The following is an 18,543-nucleotide window of genomic DNA, read 5'->3' as shown; positions in this document are numbered from 1 at the left end:
CCTATCTCCGGTCGGGCATCGCGGCCTCGGCGGGCCACGCGGCGTGGGGCGAGCCCAACGGCGTTCGGGCGGGAGCGCGGACCAGGGTCATCCCCTACGAGCATCCTTTAAAACCAAAATGGAGGCGAGCACTCGCTTTCCAGTCGGTGAGCCTCCTCATGGATCGGCTTCCTTGCTCCCGTCCCGTCCGAGGCCAGACCGGCATTGGGCTTCCTCGTCGCCTCGCGCGCCGGACCGCAATGGGGCGGTCCGGTGCGCGAGGCTCAACCTTGGGTGGGCTCAATCACGCGCCCGGTGGGCCACGCGGGCCTCTGGGGTGGCCGCCATCCGCAGCAGGAGCTGGGCCACCCCCGCATGACTCGGTCGCCCCGCGCGCTGCAGGTGCATCGTCAGGTTGCGAAGCATGCGGACCACGACCTCGCGACCGCTGACGGGGCGCAAGTGGTCACGCCAGCGCAAGGGGCGGGATCGGCGTCCGGTGGCTCGCTGCAGCAGCGCGTCGAGATCCTGGTCCTCGAGGCGCCGACCGCCGCGGAACGGGTCGAGCACCAGCGGGTCGGTCCCGTCGAGCCCCAGGCCCACCAGGAAGTGCCCGGGGAACCCGATGCCACGAAGCGGCACCCCGGCGTGCCGCCCGAGGTGCACCGTGAGCATCGACAGCGTGATGGGCAGACCGCGGCGACGCTCGAGCACTCGATCGAGGTAGCTGTTGCGGGGATCCTCGTAGTGCTCGTCGTCGCCGACGAAGCCCTCCTCGCGCAGCACGGCGGCGACGGTGATGGCCCGCTCGGTCGGGTCGTCGCTCGCGCTCGCCAGCGCCAGGTGGGCGGCGTTCTCGAGCCGCCGTAGCTCGGCGTCGGCTCCGGTCCAGGTATGACCGCCTTGTAGGATCTCGGAGAGCGCCGTGGCGGCCGGGAGCACCGGCACGTCATCGGTCTCGATGCCGACCAGGCGTCGGAAGACCTCCCACCAGGGCCCGAAGGGCAGAGGGGCCGCGTCCACCTACGACCCCCAGCGCTTCACCACCGCTTCGACCCGCTCGCGGAAGCCGGCCTCGTGGTGCCGCGCGAATTCCTTCCAGGTGGTCAAGGTGGTGGGGTCGGTGACCCGGTCGACGAACAGCACGCCATCGAGATGATCGACCTCGTGCTGATAGGTACCCGCGGTGATGCCTCGCACCACGGTGTCGATGGGGGCACCGTGACGATCGAGCGCCTGCACCCGTAGCTCGGCCCAGCGCGAGACCACGCCGCGCAGGTCGGGCACGGACAGGCAGCCCTCGTAGTTGTCGAAGCGTTCCTCCGACAGCGGCGTGAGCACGGGGTTGACCAGGATCGTCAGCGGGATGTTGGGCTTGTAGGGGTAGCGCGGGTTGTCCTGGACGTGGATGGCCACGATCCGAATGGCTCGATGGACCTGGATGGCGGCCAAGCCCGCGCCGGAGGCGTCGTGCATGGTCTCCACCAGGTCGTCGACGAACGTCTGGAGCTCGGGGCTGGCGAGCTCCTGCGGTGAGACCTCGCGTGCGCGCTGGCGCAGCACCGGTGCCCCGATCGAGGCGATCTTGAGCAGCGTCATGCCTTGACGACCTTGGCCTTGAGCGCGGCCTTGCCATCCTTGACGTAGACCGTGAACTGTACGTCGTCGATGTCGGGCTTCTTCTTCTTGAGGTCCGAGGTGTTCTTGGCCAGCTTCTGCGCGAACTTCTCGAACGTGAGCTTGTCGGTGGGCTCGCCGCACTGGGTCTTGACCCGCACGAACTGGTCGTAGACGCTGCGGTAGTAGGCCTCGCGAGGATCGGCGGCGGCGGGGGCCGCGGGGGTCGACGCGGGTCCAGGCGTGCCGACCGGGGGCGCCGGACGAGACGGGGTTCGGGACCGCGTGGGCTCGGGCGCGCGGATCGGCTCTGGCTCGGCCTCGAGCTCGTCGGGCTCCGACTCCTCGGGTTCCGCCTCTTCTGGCTCTGGCTCTGGTTCTCGCTCCGGGCTGTTCAGCGTGCGGTTGGAGCGACTGCCGGGGCGACCGCCCTCGGTCGTGCTGCGATGGGATCGCGTGAGCCGGCGACCTCGCGAGGTGCGGGGGCGGGTACGCATGTCGCTGGACTCTTCGCCGTCCTCGTCTTCCTCGATCTCGAGCTCGGCCAGGTACGCCTGGCGCAGCGCCTCGTGGGCTGCGGCCGCCGCTCGGGCCACCTCGCCGGCGGTCCCGCCGTAGCGATCGTGGAAGATCGAGTGCTGGGTGCCCTGGGCGATGGCGGTGAACTCTCGACTGAGCCGTCGCATGGGGGTGAGGCCCTCGAGCCCGGGCAGGTAGAACGCCAGGCCCACCGTGACGAGCAAGAGCCCGATGAGCAGCGGCAGGGGCAGCTCCACGCCTTGCTCGCGGGCCTGGGCCAGCGCCTGCGAGAGGTCGTGCTGTCCGGCGGCCGCGGTGCGGGCCGAGATCACGACCAACAGGGCGCCGTCGTCGCCCTTGCCGGCGGGGCCAGGGATGCGCCCCAGCGAGCCGATGCGGGCACCGATTCCCTCGCCCACGGTGAACACCTTGCTCGCGCCGACCTCGGGGGCCTCGGAGTGATGGTCCTTGGCGAGCCTGATCAGCTCCTCGCTCACCGGCTGGTCGCCGATGATGTCCCCGAGCATCTGGCCCTTGCGCACCAGCGCGGCCGGGGTCTCGGTGCCCAGCACGCGACGCAGCAGCGAGCCCGCACCGGTCTCCAGCGACTCGACCGCGAGCAGGCGACGTCCCTCGGCATCGGGCCGGATCACCTTGGCCACGTGGAGCTTGTCGGCGAGGGCAATGGAGAACAGCACGTCGGCGTCGGTGGGTGCCTCCTGGAATGGAACGGAGGCGATGAGCTCGGGAAGCTCCTTCTCCACGATGCCGCTGGCGGCGACCACCGTGCCCTTGTCGTCGACGAGGGCGACGGTCATGTTCGAACTCGTGCTCACCCGGGTCTCCTCGGCGACCTCGGCCAGCGCATCGTAGATGTTGGCCTCGTAGGCGTCGGGATCGTCGGGGTCGCGCTCGGCGGTGAGTGCGTCCTTGAGGCGCGAGTCCTGGCGCAGGCTACCCACCTGCTGGACCGGCGACGCCTGGAGCTGGGCCTGGAGCGCAGCCACGCCGGCCTCGGTCACGGCGCGCACGGCCGCCTTGTCGGCATCGGTGAACCCACCGCCCGAGCTCCCGGACAGCAGGAACATGCCGGCGAGGCACGCGGTGGCGAGGAACGCCAGGATGATGGCCCAAGCTCTGGTCAGCGGCACGGGGCACCAGTCTAGTGGCACGCCGATGGAACCGGCAAATGCCGTGCGGCTGGTTTTGGTGCTCGTTTGGGCGGCGGCGGGTGGGTGCCGCAGGGCCGGACCGTCGGAGACGAAGAAAGCATGCAACGCCGACCGGTCCGTGGCCGAGGATCGGGTGTGCGAGTTCTTGGATTCTGGATCGCGTGCGCGATGGCGCTGGCCGTCGGCGACCTGTTCGCGGGCATGGAGCTGGGGCTCTTGGCCCTGGCGTTGGCCGTGGGGCTGGCCGTGGTGGCGGCCGTGCGAGCGTGCAGCGCGCTGGGACCAGGTCCCAGCATGGGCCGTTCGTGGCCCGGGCCGGGGCACGCGGTTGGCATCGGGGGGCTGGTGGGCTCGGTGCTGCTCCTCATGGTGGGGCGTGGTGCCTTGGGGAACGATGATTCCGAGGCATGGCTCGGTCCGCGCGGCCCCGCGGCGGGGCTGCGCGAGCTGGCGATCGAGGGCGCGTCCCATCCCGGCCCGCGCTGCCGAGTGCTGGCCCGATCGGCCGGGGTGGCGGTGTGGCTCGATGCACCGTCGGAGGTCTGCCCGCTGTGGTCGGGTCAGCGCATCCGGGTGCGTGCGGCCCGGGTGCACCTCCACACCGACCCCGAACTCCCGGGCGATCCCTCACCCGGTGCGCTGGCGCGATCTCAGGGCGCGACGGGCCTGGCCACGGTCGATCGCGTGTGGCGGAGCGAGGCCGCGGGCTCGACCCCTGGGTCCGGGTACTGGGAGTGGGTGGCGCGGCAGCGACAGCGAGCGTGGGAGGTGACCCGCGCCGAGCCCGGGGCGAGCTTCGTGGTGGCGGCCGGGCTCGGGGTTCGCAGCGCGCTGTCCCCCGAGGATCGCACCGCGCTGCGACGCGCGGGGTTGGGCCATCTCATTGCGGTCAGCGGCCTTCACGTGGGGCTGGCGGCCTGGGCCTTGCTGGCGCTGTCGCTGCGCGTGGGCGCGCGCGTGGGCGGTGGCCGGCTCGGCGTGGTGCTGTCGTGGGTGCCGCTGTTGGCCTACGTGGTGCTCACCGGGGCTTCGCCGCCCGCGGTCCGGGCGGGGATCATGGCGGTGGGAGTGGGCGTCGGCGGGCTGATCGGCCGGCCGCACCACGGTCCGGTGCTGCTGGCGGTCACCTGCGTGATCATGCTCGTCGCGCGTCCGGCGTGGGCGTTCGACCCTGGCTTCCAGCTCTCGGTGGCGGCCATGGCCACGCTGGTGCGGGCGCCGGTGGGGGAGGGGATCGTGCGGCAGACGTGGAGGGTCACGTGGGCCGTGCTGCCGCTCTCGCTGTGGCACTTCGGTCACGCGGGGATCCTGGGCGTGGTCTCCAACCTGGTGGCGGTGCCCGTGTTCACGCTCTGGGTGCTGCCGCTGGGCCTCGTGGGCTGGTGGGCGGTGCCGTGGCTGGGCGCGACCGCCTTGGCGCCGGCGAGCTGGGGGGCCGAGGTGATCCTCGAGCTCGCGAGGGTGGTGGCCCAGTGGCCCTCGCCGCCGCCGTGGAGCGTGGCGGTCGCGGCCGGGCTGGCGCTCGTGGTGGGCGTGGTGGTTGGCCGTCGCGACCGGCATGGCCGGCTCCATCCGCGCTGGGGCTGGCTGCCGCCGGCTCCGGTGGCGCTCGCGGTGGTGGCGGTGGTGGTGTGGCCGCCGGAGGTCGTCGCCCCGGCGGCGCGCTGGTGGGTGGCGGGCAGCCCCCGCATGCCCGCGGTGGTCACGGTGACGCGCGACGGAGGCCGGGCGATCGCCTGCGTGCACGAGGTGAGCCTGGCGCCCGAGCGCTGGCGAGGGCTGCTCGATGCGCTCGGGCTCGAGGCCGCCGGTCTCGTGCCGCGGGCCGAGCTCGCGCCCCACGAGCGAGCCTTGCAGCAGACGCTCGCGGTCCAGGGCCGCGGGATCGAGGCGCCGCGAGGATGTCCCGCGCCGCCTCCCGAAGCGCTGGCCCGCGACGCGCTCGAGCACTGCCGCCGGCGCGCCTCCACGCGGCACGGCATGGCGCTGGTCGACGAAGAGGGCCGAGGGTGGTGCTTCGTGGGGGGTCGCTGGCAGGCGTCTTCGTTCGAGGTGGACCCCTCCCGGCTGGACGGGGGCTAGGATGCGATCCAGACTCCGACCCGATCGCGGAGCCGTGATGTCATCCTCATCGATGCCCCAGCTCGTCGAGGTCGATGGACCGCGGGCCGGCCGTACGCATGCGCTGCCCTACGGCGTCCACGTGGTGGGGCGCGGCATCGGCCGCGGCGTGCGCCTCGATCACGAGGACGTGTCGCGTCGACACGCGAAGCTCGAGGTGACCGCCGACGGGGTGCGGGTCCACGATCTCGGCAGCAAGAACGGAGTGTGGGTCGGCGGGCAGCGGATCGGGGCACCGGTGATGCTCGTGCACGACGACCGCTTCTCGCTGGGCGAGCTGACGCTGCAGATCAGCCATCCCGCATCGCAGGTGACCCGCGCGCTGGCGATGGGTGGTGAGACCACCGCCACCAGTCATCGACCGCTGCCGACCGAGCCCGAGCCCGAGCCGGTCTCGCTGGTGCTGCCGCTGCTGGGGGTGGTGGTGTTCGGGGTGCTGGTGGTGCTGATGTGGCTGCAGGGGTGAGCCGTCGCGGGCAACGCAGAGCGCCGGCCCCAGCGGGAGCGTGCCAGCCGATGTACGATGCGATGGCCGAGGCCCAGCTGGCCTCCAGGGCTCGCGAGCCTCCATGCACGGCTACGCACGGCGCACCTTCGACGCTCCCGTTCGCGACGGCACCCGCGTCACCCACGACGTGTACGAGCGCGGCGACGGCCCGCCGGTGGTGCTCGTGCAGGAACTCCCGGGCATCGGCCCGCAGACCCTGCGCCTGGCCGATCGCCTCGTCGACGCCGGCTACCGCGTGGTGCTTCCCCACCTGTTCGGCCCGCTCGGGCGCGTCTCGATGGTGGGCAACGTCGTCCGCGCGCTGTGCATGCGCCGCGAGCTTCGCATGTTCGCCAGGAACGAGAGCAGCGCGGTGGTCGACTGGCTGCGCGCGCTGTGCCAGGACGTGCGCGAGCGCCAGGGGGTCGCGGGCGTGGGCGTCATCGGCATGTGTCTGACCGGCAATTTCGCCATCACGCTCATGGCCGACGACAGCGTGCTCGCGGCGGTTGCCTCCCAGCCCTCGCTTCCGGCCCCGCCGCGCCAGGGCCTGCACATGAGCCCGGCCGAGGTCGCGGCCGCCCGCGACGGGCTGACCGCCAAGGGTCCCATGCTCGCGTTCCGCTTCGCGGGTGATCTCATCTGCTCGGCCAAGAAGTTCGAGGGTCTCGGCGCCGCCTTCAACGACGACCAGGAGCGCATTCGCCTCGTCACGCTCCCCGGGCGCGGCCACTCGGTGCTCACCCGGCACTTCGTCGACGAACAGGGGCACCCCACGCAGCGGGCCCTGCGGTCGGTGCTGGAGTACTTCGGACAGCGGCTGGGCGGAGCGAGACCGCGGTCGTAGCACCAGCCATGGCCATGGCTGCGGGTCGTGTTCGTCAGCATGCTTGGAGGAACCGAGGTTCGAGCGAGCACCAAGCGGAGACGAGATCCGACTCGCTCGATCGATGAATCTCGCATCACATCGACACATACCTCCCAACGACGTTCGGATGACTGCATGTCGAGGACTCGGGTTCGAACATGAATAGGACGTCGGATCCTGCTCGTGCCGACACCCTTCCGATGTCGTGATGCTCGTACGTGTTATGCTCGTGCTCCGATGCCAAGGCGAGTGTTCAGGAAGCCGGCAGAGGTCTGTCACGATCTGCGGCTCACGCCGCTGGGCCAGCTCGATGTGCACGAGCAGGTGGCACTGGCACGTTCTGCCCGATTGCTCTCGTTCGAGGCGGGTGAGCGTCTATGGGCTCGTGGAGAGCTCGGTACCTTTGCGTGCATCCTCGATGGTGCATTCGACATCGTGCGCTTCGGCGTCACCGTCGACACGGTGGGCTATGGGCAGGTGCTGGGACACTCGGCGCTGTGGGGCGAGCCCCATGCCTCCGACGTTCGCGCTCGGGTCACCGAGAAGGGGCGCGCTCCCGTGGTGGCGGTATGGAGGGTCGACGCTCCCGCCGTGAGCCAGCTGTTCGGCTCGAGCAAGCTGCTGCGGATCTTCCTGCGTGATGCGCTGCACCTGGTCCACCATCTCAACGATCTGCAGATCCTCTACCGTCGCAAGCGCCCCGCCATCGCTCACGTGGCGGTCCATCTGCGGCGTCTCTCGCAGTGCCACGCCTTTCGCAACGAGGTGGAGATCGGTCAGCGGGAGCTCGGGCGGCTCGCGGGCTACGATCCTCGCACCGTGCGGGTCGCGATGGCGACGCTCCAGCGCATGGGCTGCGTGGCGGTCAAGCGCCGGTCCATCTACGAGGTGGACGAGGCTGCGCTGTCGAGGCTGATCGGACGGGCCCTCCACGACGGACCGGGGGTTTCGTCCGAGCCGGCATCGGCGGCGGCGTCGGAAGGGGCGTCGGGTCCCGTCGGAGGAGGGCCGTAGCCGAGCCATCGCTGCGAGCTGAGTCCCAGTGAGCGTCGCTCGCGGCTCACGGTGGTGGGGGAGAGCTCGAGTGCCACCGCGATCTCCCGCCCCGACCACCCTTCTCGAAGCAACCCAACGATCGCCCGCTGCCTCGCCGAGAGGCTCCGGATCCACAGCTCGAGTTCGAGCTCGGACTCGGCGCCGCAGTCGTGCCAGCGCCATCGCCGGCCTTCTCCTTCGTCGAGCCATGGTTCGATCGGCTCGACGCGACTCGGGTCGTCGAGTGCGTCCCGCCGCCGAAACGTGTTGAGCACCGTATTGCGCGCAGCACTACGCCACCATGCGATCGGGTGGTGCTCGGGGGCGCGTCCACGAGCGAGGGCGCCGAGGATCTGGTTCCACACGTGCTGCACCGCATCGGCCACGTCGTGGGCTCGTCCTCGGACCATCGAGCGCACGACGTGCTCGATCACTCGATGGGCCTCGGCGACGGTGAGACCGGCGATCCTCACCTCGGAGTCGCTGCGCAGTGCCACACCAGAAAGGACACACCCGGTGCCCGAAGATACCATTGAACAGGAATTTTCCTGAAAAATGGGAGACGGAGGGGATGAGGACCCCTGCGCGAACCTGCGGTATCGTCCGGGGTCGCCATGGCCCGCGCCCGCAAGACCGCCGAGGATGATGTGCTCAATGCCCAAATTGGGGCCCGTATGGCCAGCCTGCGGGCCGAGCGGGGTTGGAGCCTGCGTCAGCTCGCAGATCGCGTGGGCCTGAGCCTGACCCACGTCAACGCACTGGAGTCGGGGAAACACATGTTCAGTGCATCCCTGCTGCTCAAGCTCTCGAGCCTGTTCGAGGAGCCGGTGACCGCGCTGCTGGGCACGGAGGCTCCGCCCGACGAGCTGGCTCGGGAGTGGCGCATGTTCTTCGACGCGTTGCCGCGGCGGGATCGACTCGTGCTGCTCGACCTCGCTCGAAACCTCACCAACTGGTCCGAGACCTTCGTGCTCCAGACGACGCGCCGCCATCGTCGGCATGGCGGGCTATTGCTCTCGCTCGAGGGGATCGACGGGGTGCTCCTGGAGCAGCTGGCCGATGCGGTGGTGGAGCGGTTGCCGCCCGACGCGGTCGGCAAGCTCGTCTCCTACGACCATGGCAGCGAGCTGTGGCAGCACATGCGGATGCGGTTTCGGGACCTGTCGAGCAGCAACAGCCCCGCGCTCGAGCGCACGTTGTTGTTCGCTTGCGAGCGCCTGCAACGGCAGGAGGCTGCCATCCGGCCCGCGCTCGCCGATGAGGCCGTCGTGCTCACGCCGTTCTTTGCGATGGCTCCGAGCGTGTATCAGGAGGCCGATGGCATCGGCGATCGACGGGTCATCGAGATCATCGAGACCCTGCTCATTCAGCCCGACCTGGTGATCGTGGTGTACTCGGACCCCGAGCAGGCCGTGCGACGCACCACGCTCGACGTCCCACGAGCGGGGCAGTTCTATAGCCCCTACACCCAAGCCGAGGAGCTGCAGCGCGCGTTGGCGCTGCACCGCAAGGCGAGCGAGCAGTTCTCCTGGCGCGGCCACACGGTGCACGAGATCGACCTCCTGCAGGACCCGCGGCTCCCCGAGCATGCCGAGCGCTTGGCGGCGCGGGTGGCGACGCTGCTCGGCTGAGAGTCCAGGGCAACCTTGGCGAGGGGCAATGCCGTGGGGCAGACTCGCCGCCGCCGTCTCATGTCGCAACCGCGCTCCGAGCTCTCCTCCCTCCTGTCGCGCCTGCCCAAGGTCGATCAGGTGCTCGACCAGCCGGCGCTGGCCGACAGCGGCTGGCAGCGTGCGATCCAAAAGCGCCTGGTCACCGATGCCCTCGACGCGCTGCGGGCCGAGGTGCGCGACGGCAAGACCCCCGCGCTGCCCGATGCCGCCGCGCTGGCCTCCCGCGTGCGCGCCACCCTCGACGACTGGTCGCGCCCGCGCCCGCGCCCGGTGATCAACGCCACCGGCGTGCTGCTGCACACCAACCTCGGCCGCGCCCCGCTGTCGCCCGCGGCGCGTCGAGCCATGGTCGACGCCGCGGGCTCGTGCGACCTCGAAGTGGTGCTGCCCACCGGCCAGCGGGGCTCGCGGTTCACCGCCCTGCTGCCGCTGCTCCGCGCCGTGCTCCACGCCGAGGACGCCCACGTGGTCAACAACAACGCGGCCGCGCTCTTGCTCGCGTGCACCGTGCTGGGCCCGCCCGGCGGCGTGGTGCTCAGCCATGGCCAGATGGTCGAGATCGGCGATGGCTTTCGCGTGGCCACCATGGCCGCCGCCGGGGGCTGCCCCGTGATCGGGGTGGGCAGCACCAACCGCACCCATCCACGCGACTACGAGGCGGCGCTGCGCGGCGAGGCGCCCGGGCACGAGGGACGACCGGCGTCGGCGATCCTGTGGGCACACCGCAGCAACTTCGAACAGTCGGGCTTCGTACGCGAGGTGGAGCTGCCCGCGCTCTCCGAGATCGCCCGGGCCCACGGCGTGCCGCTCGTCGCCGACCTGGGCAGCGGCTCGCTCGGCGGCGGCCTACCCGAGGGCGAGCCCACCGTGATGGAGTACCTGCAGCAGGGCGCCGATCTGGTGCTGTGCAGCGGCGACAAGCTCATGGGCGGCCCGCAGGCGGGGATCATCGCCGGCAAGGCCGAGCTGGTGCAGCGCTGCCGCCGGCATCCCATGGCGCGAGCGCTGCGGCCCGACAAGACCACGCTCGCGGCGTTGCACGCCACGTTTGCCGCCCATGCGCGCCCCCAAGGCGTGCCGAGCCTGCCGCTGCACCAGATGGCGACGGTGTCGGTGACCGAGCTGCGGCAGCGGGCCGAGGCGCTGGCCTCCGCGCTCGCGTGGCCGCTTCCCCAGGCCGTGGTCGACAGCCGCGCCACCATCGGCGGCGGCAGCCTGCCCGGCGACACCATGGACAGCGTGGCGCTGCGCGTCCCGACCAAGGCCCCGAGCCGCGACGCCAAGCGCCTGCGGCTCGGGGATCCGCCGGTGGTGGGGCGCATCGAGGACGACGCGCTCTTGCTCGATCTACGCAGCGTGGATCCGCATGACGACGAGCGCTTGCTGCATGCACTGCGAGCCCTGCAATCCAGGTGACGACGATGACGCTCCCGGCGGCTCGAGGGCGTGCCGTGATGGCCCCCTTGGTCCACCGTCGGTGTCATTGGCCCGGGGCTGCGCTTGACTCCCACCTCGTGCGGCGGCCACGATGGAATCGATGGGTACGAGATCGATGGAGATGGGGTGGCTCGTGCTCCCGCTGGTGCTCGGTGCCTGCTCGGACCACGATGACTTCACCGAGATCGAGCTCGCGCTGATCGGCGAGCACTCGCCGATGCCCGCGCTCGAGCCCGACACCACCAACCGCTACGCCGATGATCCGGCCGCGGCCATCCTCGGTCAGAAGCTGTTCTTCGACCGGCGATACTCCGGTCCGCTCGCGGTCGGCAGCGACGGGTCCAACGGAGGGCTCGGGGCGGTCGGCGAGGCGGGCCGGCTCTCGTGCCGCGACTGTCACCTCGGCCAGTGGTTCGTCGACACCCGCTCGGTGCCGAACCAGACCTCGCTCGGCATCGACTGGTTCGGCCGCAATGCGCCCACCATGATCAACGTGGCGACCTACGAGGAGTGGTTTGGATGGGTCGGCTACAACGACAACCTGTGGGGCAAGAACCTGATCCCGGCCGAGTTCGTCATGGCGACCACGCGCACCGGGATCGCGCGCTTCGTCCGCGAGCAGTACCGCGACGAGTACGACGCGGTCTTCACCGACTGGGCGCTGGGGGACGACCTCGACCCGACCCATCCCGAGGTCGACACGCGCTTCCCCCGTGACGCGACCCCGCTCGCGGCCGACAGCCCGTGGAGCTCGATGACCCCCGAGGACCAGGATCTCGTCAATCGGGTGTTCGCCAACTTCGGCAAGGCACTCGCGGCCTACGAGCGGCTGCTCGTCACCGGGCAGACCCCCTTCGACCGCTTCGTGGCCGGCGACGACACGGCCATCGGCGAGAGCGCCAAGCGAGGGCTGCGGCTGTTCATCGGCAAGGCTGCCTGCGCCGAGTGCCACGCGGGTCCCCACTTCACCGACGAGGAGTTCCATGTCACCGGTGTGTCGCAGCTGGGCGATCACGTGTTCCCGGAGGAGGGCGAGGACGGCCGTCTCGGTGGCGCGATGGTCTACCTCGGCTGGGACTTCAACACGGCCGGCCGCTACAACGACGATCCCACCGTCGATCGCAGCGAGGGCATCACCGCCGACGAGTCGCTGCGCGGCGCGTTCCGGACCAAGGGGCTGCGCAACGTGGCCATGACCGCGCCGTACATGCACACGGGCCACTACCAGACCCTCGAGGAGGTCGTGGACTTCTACGATCGCGGCGGCGAGGCGGATGACTTCCAGGGCGTCAGGGATCCTCTGATGGTGCCGCTCAACCTCAGCACGCAGGACAAGGCCGATCTCGTCGCGTTCCTCGAGACGCTGACGGGGGATCCGGTCGATGACGCGCTGCTCGTCGACCTCACCGACCAGTAGTGTCGAATCTCCACCCGCGTCATTGACTCCGGCCCAGCGCGGTGACCACGATGGACGCCGTGGTCGCGGGGCCGATGGCACACCGGCGGGCCTCGGTGCCCAGGAAGGCGCACCGCGGGGGGCTGTTGCTGTTGCTGTTGCTTGGTGCCTGCTCGGACGACGACGACTTCTCCCGCGCCGAGCTCGAGATCATCGGCGCGCTCTCGCCGATGCCCGCGCTCGAGCCCGACACCACCAACCGCTACGCCGACGATCCGGACGCCGCCGTCCTCGGGCAGAAGCTGTTCTTCGATCGGCGCTACGCCGGCCCGCTGGTCGTGGGCGACGATGGTTCCACGGGTGGACTCGGAGCGGTCGGCGAGGCCGGGCGGCTGGCGTGCCGCGATTGCCACCTCGGCCAGTGGTTCATCGACACCCGCTCGATGCCCAACCAGACCTCGCTCGGCATCGACTGGTACGGTCGCAATGCGTCCACCCTCGTCAACGTGGCGGCCTACGGCGAGTGGTTTGGGTGGGTCGGTCACGGCGACAACCTGTGGGGCAAGAGCTTGACCCCGCCCGAGCTCATGATGGCCACCACGCGCACCGAAATCGCGCGCTTCCTCCACGAGCAGTACCGCGACGAGTACGACGCGGTCTTCACCGACTGGGCGCTGGGGGACGACCTCGATCCGGCCAACCCCCACGTCGACACGCGCTTCCCTCGTGACGCCACCCCGCTCGATGCCAGCAGCCCGTGGAGCTCGATGACCCCCGAGGACCAGGAGCTCGTCAACCGCGTGTTCGCCAACTTCGGCAAGGCGCTCGCGGCCTACCAGCGGCGGTTGGTCACCGGGGAGACCCCGTTCGACCGCTTCGTGGCCGGCGACGACGCGGCCATCGGCGCGAGCGCCAGGCGAGGGCTCGAGCTGTTCATCGGCAAGGCTGCCTGCGTCGAGTGCCACGCGGGGCCCCACTTCACCGACGAGGAGTTCCACGTGACCGGCGTGTCGCAGCTCGGCGATCACGTGTTCCCCGAGGACCGCGAGGACGGCCGTCTCGGTGGCGTGAGGCTCTACCTCGGCTGGGACTTCACCACGGCCGGCCCCTACAACGACGACCCCAGCATCGACCGCAGCGAGGGCATCACCGTCGACGAGTCGCTGCGCGGCGCGTTCCGGACCAAGGGGCTGCGCAACGTGGCCATGACCGCGCCGTACATGCACACGGGCCACTACCAGACCCTCGCGGAGGTCGTGGACTTCTACGATCGCGGCGGCGAGGCGGATGGCTTCCAGGGCACCAAGGACCCGCTGATGGTTCCGCTCAACCTCGACTCGCAGGAGAAGGAGGATCTGGTCGCGTTCCTCGAGACGCTGACCGGGGAGCCGGTCGACGACGCGCTGCTCGAGGACCTCACCGATCAGTAGGGGACCGCGACGGGCTCAGGGGGTCTCCGGGTTCTCCTCCACCTCGATCAGGTCTCCGCCCATGGTCGCCAGCGAGTGCAGGCTGCGCCGCTGCCAGTGAAAGGACGGATTGGAGAGGAAGCGAATCCTGGGGCGCTGGGACTCGGGAAGCTCCCTCACCCGCACCAGCCAGGTCAGCATGCTCTTGAAGGACGAGGAGTTCATGTACTCGAGCCGACGAAGGTCGACCACCACCCGGCGGTGTCGGGTGCTGACGTCGAAGGCATCGGCGAACAGATCGTCGAGCAGATCCTTGGCGCCGAGCTCGGCCGTGCCCCGCAGCTCGAGCGCCACGACCTCGCCGTCGGACGTGCCCTTGGCCAGCAGATCCTGGGACACGATGGGGCGAATGGATCTGGGTGCGTTCATGACGGGGCCTGTCCTCGTGAGGGGTCTCGCTCGGTGTCTTCCGAGTCGCGCACGATGCTCGCGCGGGCCGTGATCTCGAGCTGCTCGCCGTCGACGAGGCAGGCCAGGTCCATCTGCGCCTCGACCCAGACCCGCGCCAGCCCCAGCCCCGAGCCATCGGTGCGCTTGACCGTGCTGGCCATCAGCTCGAGGAACACGTCGAAGGGGTCGGCGGCGGCCCGTAGCGCCCGGAGCAGCGCATCGATGGCCTCGTGGTCTCCGGGAACGGCGCGATTGCGTGTCTTCATCTCGACCCGGTAGCGACGGGCGGGGTCCTCCGGATCGGGGCCGATCTCGATCGAGAACGAGGCCTCCCCCTCGGCCGCATGGGTGATCGCGTTCTCGACCAGCTCGTGCGCGGCCATCGACAGCCGGCTCGCCTGGGGCGAGGCATAGCCCTCCGAGCAGACCGAGCCCAGGACGAGCTCGTCGTGGAAGTCGGACACGAACCGGCGAACCAGTCGAGCCATCCTTGGTTGACGGTCGAACGCGGTCGAGAACCGCGCTCCCTTGGGACTCTCGGACGCTACCAAGGCTGTCGCATTGGACATCTACGGGGCTCCTCGTCGATCCGGTGAGGGGGGCGATGTCGGGGGGCGATGGCGGGGGTCGATTCGCCGCGTGTAGGTGCAGTCGGCATGGACCATCGAACGGTGACGGCCGGCATCATGGTAACACCCTACGCTTCGGCGTGGGGGCCCGAGTCTCGTGCCAAACGCATATTCCGCCGCGCCCCGCCCTATCCCACCGGGGGCTGGCACACACCGCCCGCTTGGATCTGCGCCTGCGTGCGAAACGTGTTGAGCAGCTCCCAGTGTCGCGGCTCGATCGCCGGGATCGTGCCGTCTTCGCGCACATTGGTCACGTGGTACGTGTGCTGGTTCCAGATCCGGCGGGCGGGGATCCAGCGGTCCTGCACGTCGCGGATCACCTGGAGCGCGGGCGCGGTCTGGTCGGCAAACCACCCCTCGTTGGAGACCACGAGGATCTCGGCCGAGCCATCGCCGTCGACGTCGGCCACCACGGGGTACTCCTGCAGGGTGCCGCTGCTGCGCGGGACGGTCAAGAGCGGCGTCCCGTCGCCGTCGTAGACGAACAGCTCGTACTCGTCGGCGTACATCGCCTCGGCCACGCCGTCGCCGAGGAAGTCGAAGGCCGTGCCCGCCGCGCTGCCCGTCACGTCCTCCACCATCGCGGTCCACGAGAGGCTCCCGTTGGGCTCGTACTGGGCGTAGACCGGTCCCGAGCTGGTGGCCCAGCCCGCGGTTCCATCACCATCGAAGTCGTGCACGGTGGCCGGGCGGATCCACGAGGTCCCGTCGGCGGGCACCCCGGTGGGGCGTAGCGCCGCGAGCTTGATGGTGCCGTCGTGCTCGAGCACGGTGAGGCCGTCGTAGGTCTGCACCAGCACCTCGGGCTCGGGATCTCCGTCGAGGTTGGCCACCTGGGGATACCCGGTGGGAACCGAGTCGTTGCGGTAGTAGAGCGTGCCGTCGTGGTGGAAGGCGCTGCGGCCCAGCACGATCTCGAGGTCGCCGTCGCCGTCGAGGTCGGCCGCGGTGGTGGCGTTGCCCCAGCCGGTGATCGTGGTCTCGGAGAGCTGGAGCTCCCGCAGCCCGCCCGAGCCATACACGTAGACGTCGGCCAGGATCTCGACCTCGTCGTCGCCGTCGAGGTCGGCCAGCGCCAGCGCCGAGTAGCCGAAGTCGGGCCAGGGCTGGTCGCTCTGCCACTTCTGCGTGCCGTCGTGCTCGAACGCCACCAGGTACTGCACCCCGTGGCGTACGGCGATGATCTCGGGCAGCCCGTCGCCGTCGATGTCGCCGAGCGCGGGCGTGAACGAGGCGTCGATGATGGGGTCGCTGCTCCAGTGCACCTGCCCCGTCGCCCCGTCGAGCACCACGATCGCGCCCAGGAAGTTGGCGTAGTTGGAGAACGGCTGCACCACCACGTCGGGCGTGTCGCACAGGTCGATGGTGCCGTTGCCGTCGTCGTCGGTGAGGTTGGCGACCAGCGGGATCGTGATGATCTGATCCATCCCGTCCACGCCCTGCCACTGCCACTGCACGTCGGGCTCGAAGCTGTCGGGGGGCGCGCTGTCGATGCACGGCACCACGCCGCTTCCGTCGTCGGTCACCTCGCAGCTGGCGGTACCCACGTCGGGGATGCCCACGTCCAGCAATGGCCCGTCGGAGGTGGCGGTGGTGTCCACCGTGGTGTCGGCGGTGGCGGAGCCAGTCGACGGCGAAGGGATCGTCGAGCCCGAGCCCGAGGCCGTGCTGGTCTCGGTCGCGGGCAGATCGAAGGGATTCTCGGCTCCGTCGTCGCCGCACGCGGTGGCGAGGAGGAACGCCGTGGCCAGGATCGCCCGTCGGACGTCGCGCATCGAGCGATACCGTTGCAGATCCGAGCGATCGTCGCAAAGGGAGGCCCGCGGCGCGGCCTCGGGCCCGCGAGCGTCGTTCGCGGTGAGTCTCGTACGGGCATCCCTGGCCGCCCCTGATGCCGTCGGGAGCCGCGCTGCGGTGGGGTGCATGCGCCGGCCCAAGCGACGAGCGTCGACGGATCGCACGGGGCGGGGCGTGCTCCGAGCCGGCCGAGCCCGAGGGGGGCACCGGCCCGGCGCGACGAGGCGGTGGCGTCGACGGGGGCGACCGCGCGATGGGGGCGGGGTCGAGAGGACGGCCGCTCGAACCGCGGTTGCGCGAGCGCGAGTCGAGTCGACTCGAGTATGGCAGAGATGGATCGTCCGGTCGGGGATCGATGACCAACTCACCGTGACTTCGACGAACGTGTACTCGATCGAGTGAGATGCAAGAGTCGATCATGTATCGATCGTTGCTCGATCTGCGGTCATGGCCCAAATCGAACGCATGGCGTTGAACGCTCGATCCGCCGCTTGGTGACGTGCTAGTTCGCAATCGTGGAATCGATCCCCGACCATTCATGCGAGATCACCAGAGTCTCGCGACGCTTGACGATCGTCCTCCTGTCGTGCGCACTACCGTGTGCCGCATGCGACGAGCCAGACGCCGGCTCGACCGGCGGTGCCACGAGCGGCAGTGGCACGGCCGGCGCCATGCCGGGCGACCCGGGCTCCATGAGCGGCGCTGACACGACCGGTGCCATGCCCGGCGATCCAGGCTCGATCAGCGACGGCGGCACGACCGGCGCAGGGCCGGGCGATCCGAGCACCATCAGCAACGGCGGCTCGGGCACGGACGAGTCCGGTGACACGGGTCAGGCTCCGCCGCCCGGGCCCGAGCCTGGCGCATTCCTGGACGGCTTCTTTCCGATCGGGGTGTTTGCCGTGCCGCCCTACGACATGCAGGGCTGGGCCAACCTCGGCTGCAACACCATGCTCAGCGTGCCAGGGGGGTCCACGGTGGCCGAGTGGGACCTGCAGGCGCAGAGCCTCGGCCTGGCGGTGATCCGCAAGCCGCTCGGCGATGGAACTGCAGATCTGGGACGCACCGATCTCCTGGCCTGGTTGTTGCCCGACGAGCCCGACGTCGAGGGCAACAACGTCCCGTGTGGGGGCAACTGCGTCGATCTCGTCGAGGCCCGCCATGCCCAGTGGAAGGCGCTCGATCCCTCGCGCAAGATCTTCGTCAACCTCTCCGGCCCCAACATCCTGCTCTCTGCGTCGTGCGACTACTGCAACGGACCCGGCGACCAGCCGCCGGTCGAGTACTGCTACCCCGACAACGACCAGTGCTACCCGCGGCTCATCGACTCGACCGACTGGGTCAGCCAGGACATCTACCCGGTGAGCGGGTGGCTGCCCTACGAGACGCTTCGCGAGGACGTCACCGTCGTGGGGCAAGCGCTGGATCGGCTCCGTGACTGGACCGACAAGCCGCTCTTCGCGATCATCGAGGTCAGCGATCAACGCCTTGGGTTCCCGGGTACTGGCACGCGCGGCCCCACGCCCGATGAATACCGCGCCCAGCTATGGCACGCGATCATCCACGGCGCGCGCGGGGTCTTCTACTTCCCCGAGGCCTTCAACCCCTTCGAGTTCGACAACACCGAGCCCGCCGTCAAGGCCGAGATGGTCGTGCAGCACGATCTGCTCGCCGAGCTCGGCCCGCTGCTGCAGACCGCGATCGATCCCGGCTCCGTCACGGTGGCTCCCGACGCGCCGCTCGAGGCAACGTGGCGAGTGACCGCGAGCGAGGCCTGGGTGTTCGTGCTCAACACGTCGGGCTCGGCGGTCACCGGTCACCTGCAGCTCGGTGGCATCACCGGAGACGCGAGCGTCTTCGCAGAGGCACGGACGGTGACGCTCGTGAGTGACGCGCTCATCGACGAGTTCGCGCCCTACGAGGTGCACGTCTACCAGCTGTCGCGGAACTGACG

Annotated in this window: 15 protein-coding genes and 1 pseudogene; 9 read left to right on the top strand and 7 right to left on the bottom strand. The window is 70.2% G+C overall.

Annotated features, from left to right (window positions below; translation table 11 throughout):
* Nucleotides 1–279: 279 nt before the first annotated feature.
* Genes OEB96_RS14810 through OEB96_RS14800 form a run of 3 tightly spaced genes read right to left on the bottom strand, consistent with a single transcriptional unit; the run spans nucleotide 280 to nucleotide 3,266 of the window.
* Entirely contained in the window at nucleotides 280–1,002 is a 723-nt protein-coding gene (locus OEB96_RS14810; RefSeq protein WP_266216432.1) for a transglutaminase-like domain-containing protein, read from the bottom strand.
* On the bottom strand, nucleotides 1,003–1,578 hold the full coding sequence (gene def / locus OEB96_RS14805; protein WP_266216430.1) for a peptide deformylase: 576 nt from the start codon (nucleotides 1,576–1,578) through the stop codon (nucleotides 1,003–1,005).
* A complete protein-coding gene (locus OEB96_RS14800; protein WP_266216428.1) occupies nucleotides 1,575–3,266 on the bottom strand; it encodes an MXAN_5187 family protein in 1,692 nt (563 codons plus the stop codon). Before OEB96_RS14800 ends, def begins: the two co-directional genes overlap by 4 nt.
* 189 nt (nucleotides 3,267–3,455) lie before the next feature.
* Between OEB96_RS14800 and OEB96_RS14795 the strand changes: the two genes are divergently transcribed.
* The 4 genes from OEB96_RS14795 (at nucleotide 3,456) to OEB96_RS14780 (ending at nucleotide 7,777) form a co-directional block, all read left to right on the top strand.
* Nucleotides 3,456–5,369: a ComEC/Rec2 family competence protein gene (locus tag OEB96_RS14795; protein WP_266216426.1), complete on the top strand. Its 1,914-nt coding sequence runs from the start codon at nucleotides 3,456–3,458 to the stop codon at nucleotides 5,367–5,369.
* A gap of 52 nt (nucleotides 5,370–5,421) precedes the next feature.
* Nucleotides 5,422–5,874: an FHA domain-containing protein gene (locus tag OEB96_RS14790; RefSeq protein WP_266216425.1), complete on the top strand. Its 453-nt coding sequence runs from the start codon at nucleotides 5,422–5,424 to the stop codon at nucleotides 5,872–5,874.
* 103 nt (nucleotides 5,875–5,977) lie between these two features.
* A complete protein-coding gene (locus tag OEB96_RS14785; RefSeq protein ID WP_266216423.1) occupies nucleotides 5,978–6,742 on the top strand; it encodes a dienelactone hydrolase family protein in 765 nt (254 codons plus the stop codon).
* A gap of 258 nt (nucleotides 6,743–7,000) precedes the next feature.
* Entirely contained in the window at nucleotides 7,001–7,777 is a 777-nt protein-coding gene (locus OEB96_RS14780; protein ID WP_266216421.1) for a Crp/Fnr family transcriptional regulator, read from the top strand.
* Nucleotides 7,778–7,830: 53 nt separating this feature from the next.
* Here the strand turns inward: OEB96_RS14780 and OEB96_RS46660 are convergent.
* Nucleotides 7,831–8,331 (bottom strand): annotated as a pseudogene (locus OEB96_RS46660) (sigma-70 family RNA polymerase sigma factor); the annotation flags it as partial.
* Nucleotides 8,332–8,412: 81 nt separating this feature from the next.
* Between OEB96_RS46660 and OEB96_RS14775 the strand changes: the two are divergent.
* From OEB96_RS14775 to OEB96_RS14760, 4 genes are all read left to right on the top strand, one after another.
* The gene (locus OEB96_RS14775; RefSeq protein ID WP_266216419.1) at nucleotides 8,413–9,429 is read left to right on the top strand and encodes a helix-turn-helix domain-containing protein; all 1,017 of its coding nucleotides are present in this window, start codon (nucleotides 8,413–8,415) and stop codon (nucleotides 9,427–9,429) included.
* A 60-nt stretch (nucleotides 9,430–9,489) separates the two neighbouring features.
* Nucleotides 9,490–10,887 (top strand): L-seryl-tRNA(Sec) selenium transferase, encoded by a 1,398-nt coding sequence (gene selA, locus OEB96_RS14770; RefSeq protein WP_266216418.1) that lies wholly within the window; start codon nucleotides 9,490–9,492, stop codon nucleotides 10,885–10,887.
* Nucleotides 10,888–11,008: 121 nt separating this feature from the next.
* Nucleotides 11,009–12,325, top strand: coding sequence for a cytochrome-c peroxidase (locus OEB96_RS14765; RefSeq protein WP_266216416.1), 1,317 nt, complete (start codon nucleotides 11,009–11,011; stop codon nucleotides 12,323–12,325).
* 50 nt (nucleotides 12,326–12,375) lie between these two features.
* On the top strand, nucleotides 12,376–13,734 hold the full coding sequence (locus OEB96_RS14760) for a cytochrome-c peroxidase (protein WP_266216414.1): 1,359 nt from the start codon (nucleotides 12,376–12,378) through the stop codon (nucleotides 13,732–13,734).
* Nucleotides 13,735–13,749: 15 nt separating this feature from the next.
* On the opposite strand, the gene OEB96_RS14755 is transcribed toward OEB96_RS14760, so the two are convergent.
* The 3 genes from OEB96_RS14755 to OEB96_RS14745 form a co-directional block, all read right to left on the bottom strand.
* The gene (locus OEB96_RS14755) at nucleotides 13,750–14,142 is read right to left on the bottom strand and encodes a hypothetical protein (RefSeq protein WP_266216412.1); all 393 of its coding nucleotides are present in this window, start codon (nucleotides 14,140–14,142) and stop codon (nucleotides 13,750–13,752) included.
* Nucleotides 14,139–14,651 carry a hypothetical protein gene (locus OEB96_RS14750; protein ID WP_266216411.1) on the bottom strand — a complete coding sequence of 171 codons (513 nt, stop codon included), beginning with the start codon at nucleotides 14,649–14,651 and terminating at the stop codon, nucleotides 14,139–14,141. The genes OEB96_RS14755 and OEB96_RS14750 overlap by 4 nt, the downstream gene beginning before the upstream one ends.
* Before the next feature lie 269 nt (nucleotides 14,652–14,920).
* Entirely contained in the window at nucleotides 14,921–16,567 is a 1,647-nt protein-coding gene (locus OEB96_RS14745) for an FG-GAP repeat domain-containing protein (RefSeq protein ID WP_266216409.1), read from the bottom strand.
* A 714-nt stretch (nucleotides 16,568–17,281) separates the two neighbouring features.
* On the opposite strand from OEB96_RS14745, the gene OEB96_RS14740 reads away from it, so the two are divergent.
* Nucleotides 17,282–18,541 carry a hypothetical protein gene (locus OEB96_RS14740; protein WP_266216407.1) on the top strand — a complete coding sequence of 420 codons (1,260 nt, stop codon included), beginning with the start codon at nucleotides 17,282–17,284 and terminating at the stop codon, nucleotides 18,539–18,541.
* Nucleotides 18,542–18,543: the final 2 nt, after the last annotated feature.

Origin of the sequence: Paraliomyxa miuraensis (assembly GCF_026337845.1) — a bacterium.
In the GTDB taxonomy this organism is placed as follows: Bacteria; Myxococcota_A; Polyangia; order Nannocystales; family Nannocystaceae; genus Paraliomyxa; species Paraliomyxa miuraensis.
This window is presented reverse-complemented; position numbering and strand designations above follow the sequence as displayed.

Coding starts and splice junctions, on each gene's coding strand:
- def (WP_266216430.1), bottom strand. CDS start 1,578: ATGACGCTGCTCAAGATCGCCTCGATCGGGGCACCGGTGCTGCGCCAG.
- OEB96_RS14795 (WP_266216426.1), top strand. CDS start 3,456: ATGGCGCTGGCCGTCGGCGACCTGTTCGCGGGCATGGAGCTGGGGCTC.
- OEB96_RS14790 (WP_266216425.1), top strand. CDS start 5,422: ATGCCCCAGCTCGTCGAGGTCGATGGACCGCGGGCCGGCCGTACGCAT.
- OEB96_RS14785 (WP_266216423.1), top strand. CDS start 5,978: ATGCACGGCTACGCACGGCGCACCTTCGACGCTCCCGTTCGCGACGGC.
- OEB96_RS14780 (WP_266216421.1), top strand. CDS start 7,001: ATGCCAAGGCGAGTGTTCAGGAAGCCGGCAGAGGTCTGTCACGATCTG.
- OEB96_RS14775 (WP_266216419.1), top strand. CDS start 8,413: ATGGCCCGCGCCCGCAAGACCGCCGAGGATGATGTGCTCAATGCCCAA.
- selA (WP_266216418.1), top strand. CDS start 9,490: ATGTCGCAACCGCGCTCCGAGCTCTCCTCCCTCCTGTCGCGCCTGCCC.
- OEB96_RS14765 (WP_266216416.1), top strand. CDS start 11,009: ATGGGTACGAGATCGATGGAGATGGGGTGGCTCGTGCTCCCGCTGGTG.
- OEB96_RS14760 (WP_266216414.1), top strand. CDS start 12,376: ATGGACGCCGTGGTCGCGGGGCCGATGGCACACCGGCGGGCCTCGGTG.
- OEB96_RS14755 (WP_266216412.1), bottom strand. CDS start 14,142: ATGAACGCACCCAGATCCATTCGCCCCATCGTGTCCCAGGATCTGCTG.
- OEB96_RS14750 (WP_266216411.1), bottom strand. CDS start 14,651: ATGGCTCGACTGGTTCGCCGGTTCGTGTCCGACTTCCACGACGAGCTC.
- OEB96_RS14745 (WP_266216409.1), bottom strand. CDS start 16,567: ATGCGCGACGTCCGACGGGCGATCCTGGCCACGGCGTTCCTCCTCGCC.
- OEB96_RS14740 (WP_266216407.1), top strand. CDS start 17,282: ATGAGCGGCGCTGACACGACCGGTGCCATGCCCGGCGATCCAGGCTCG.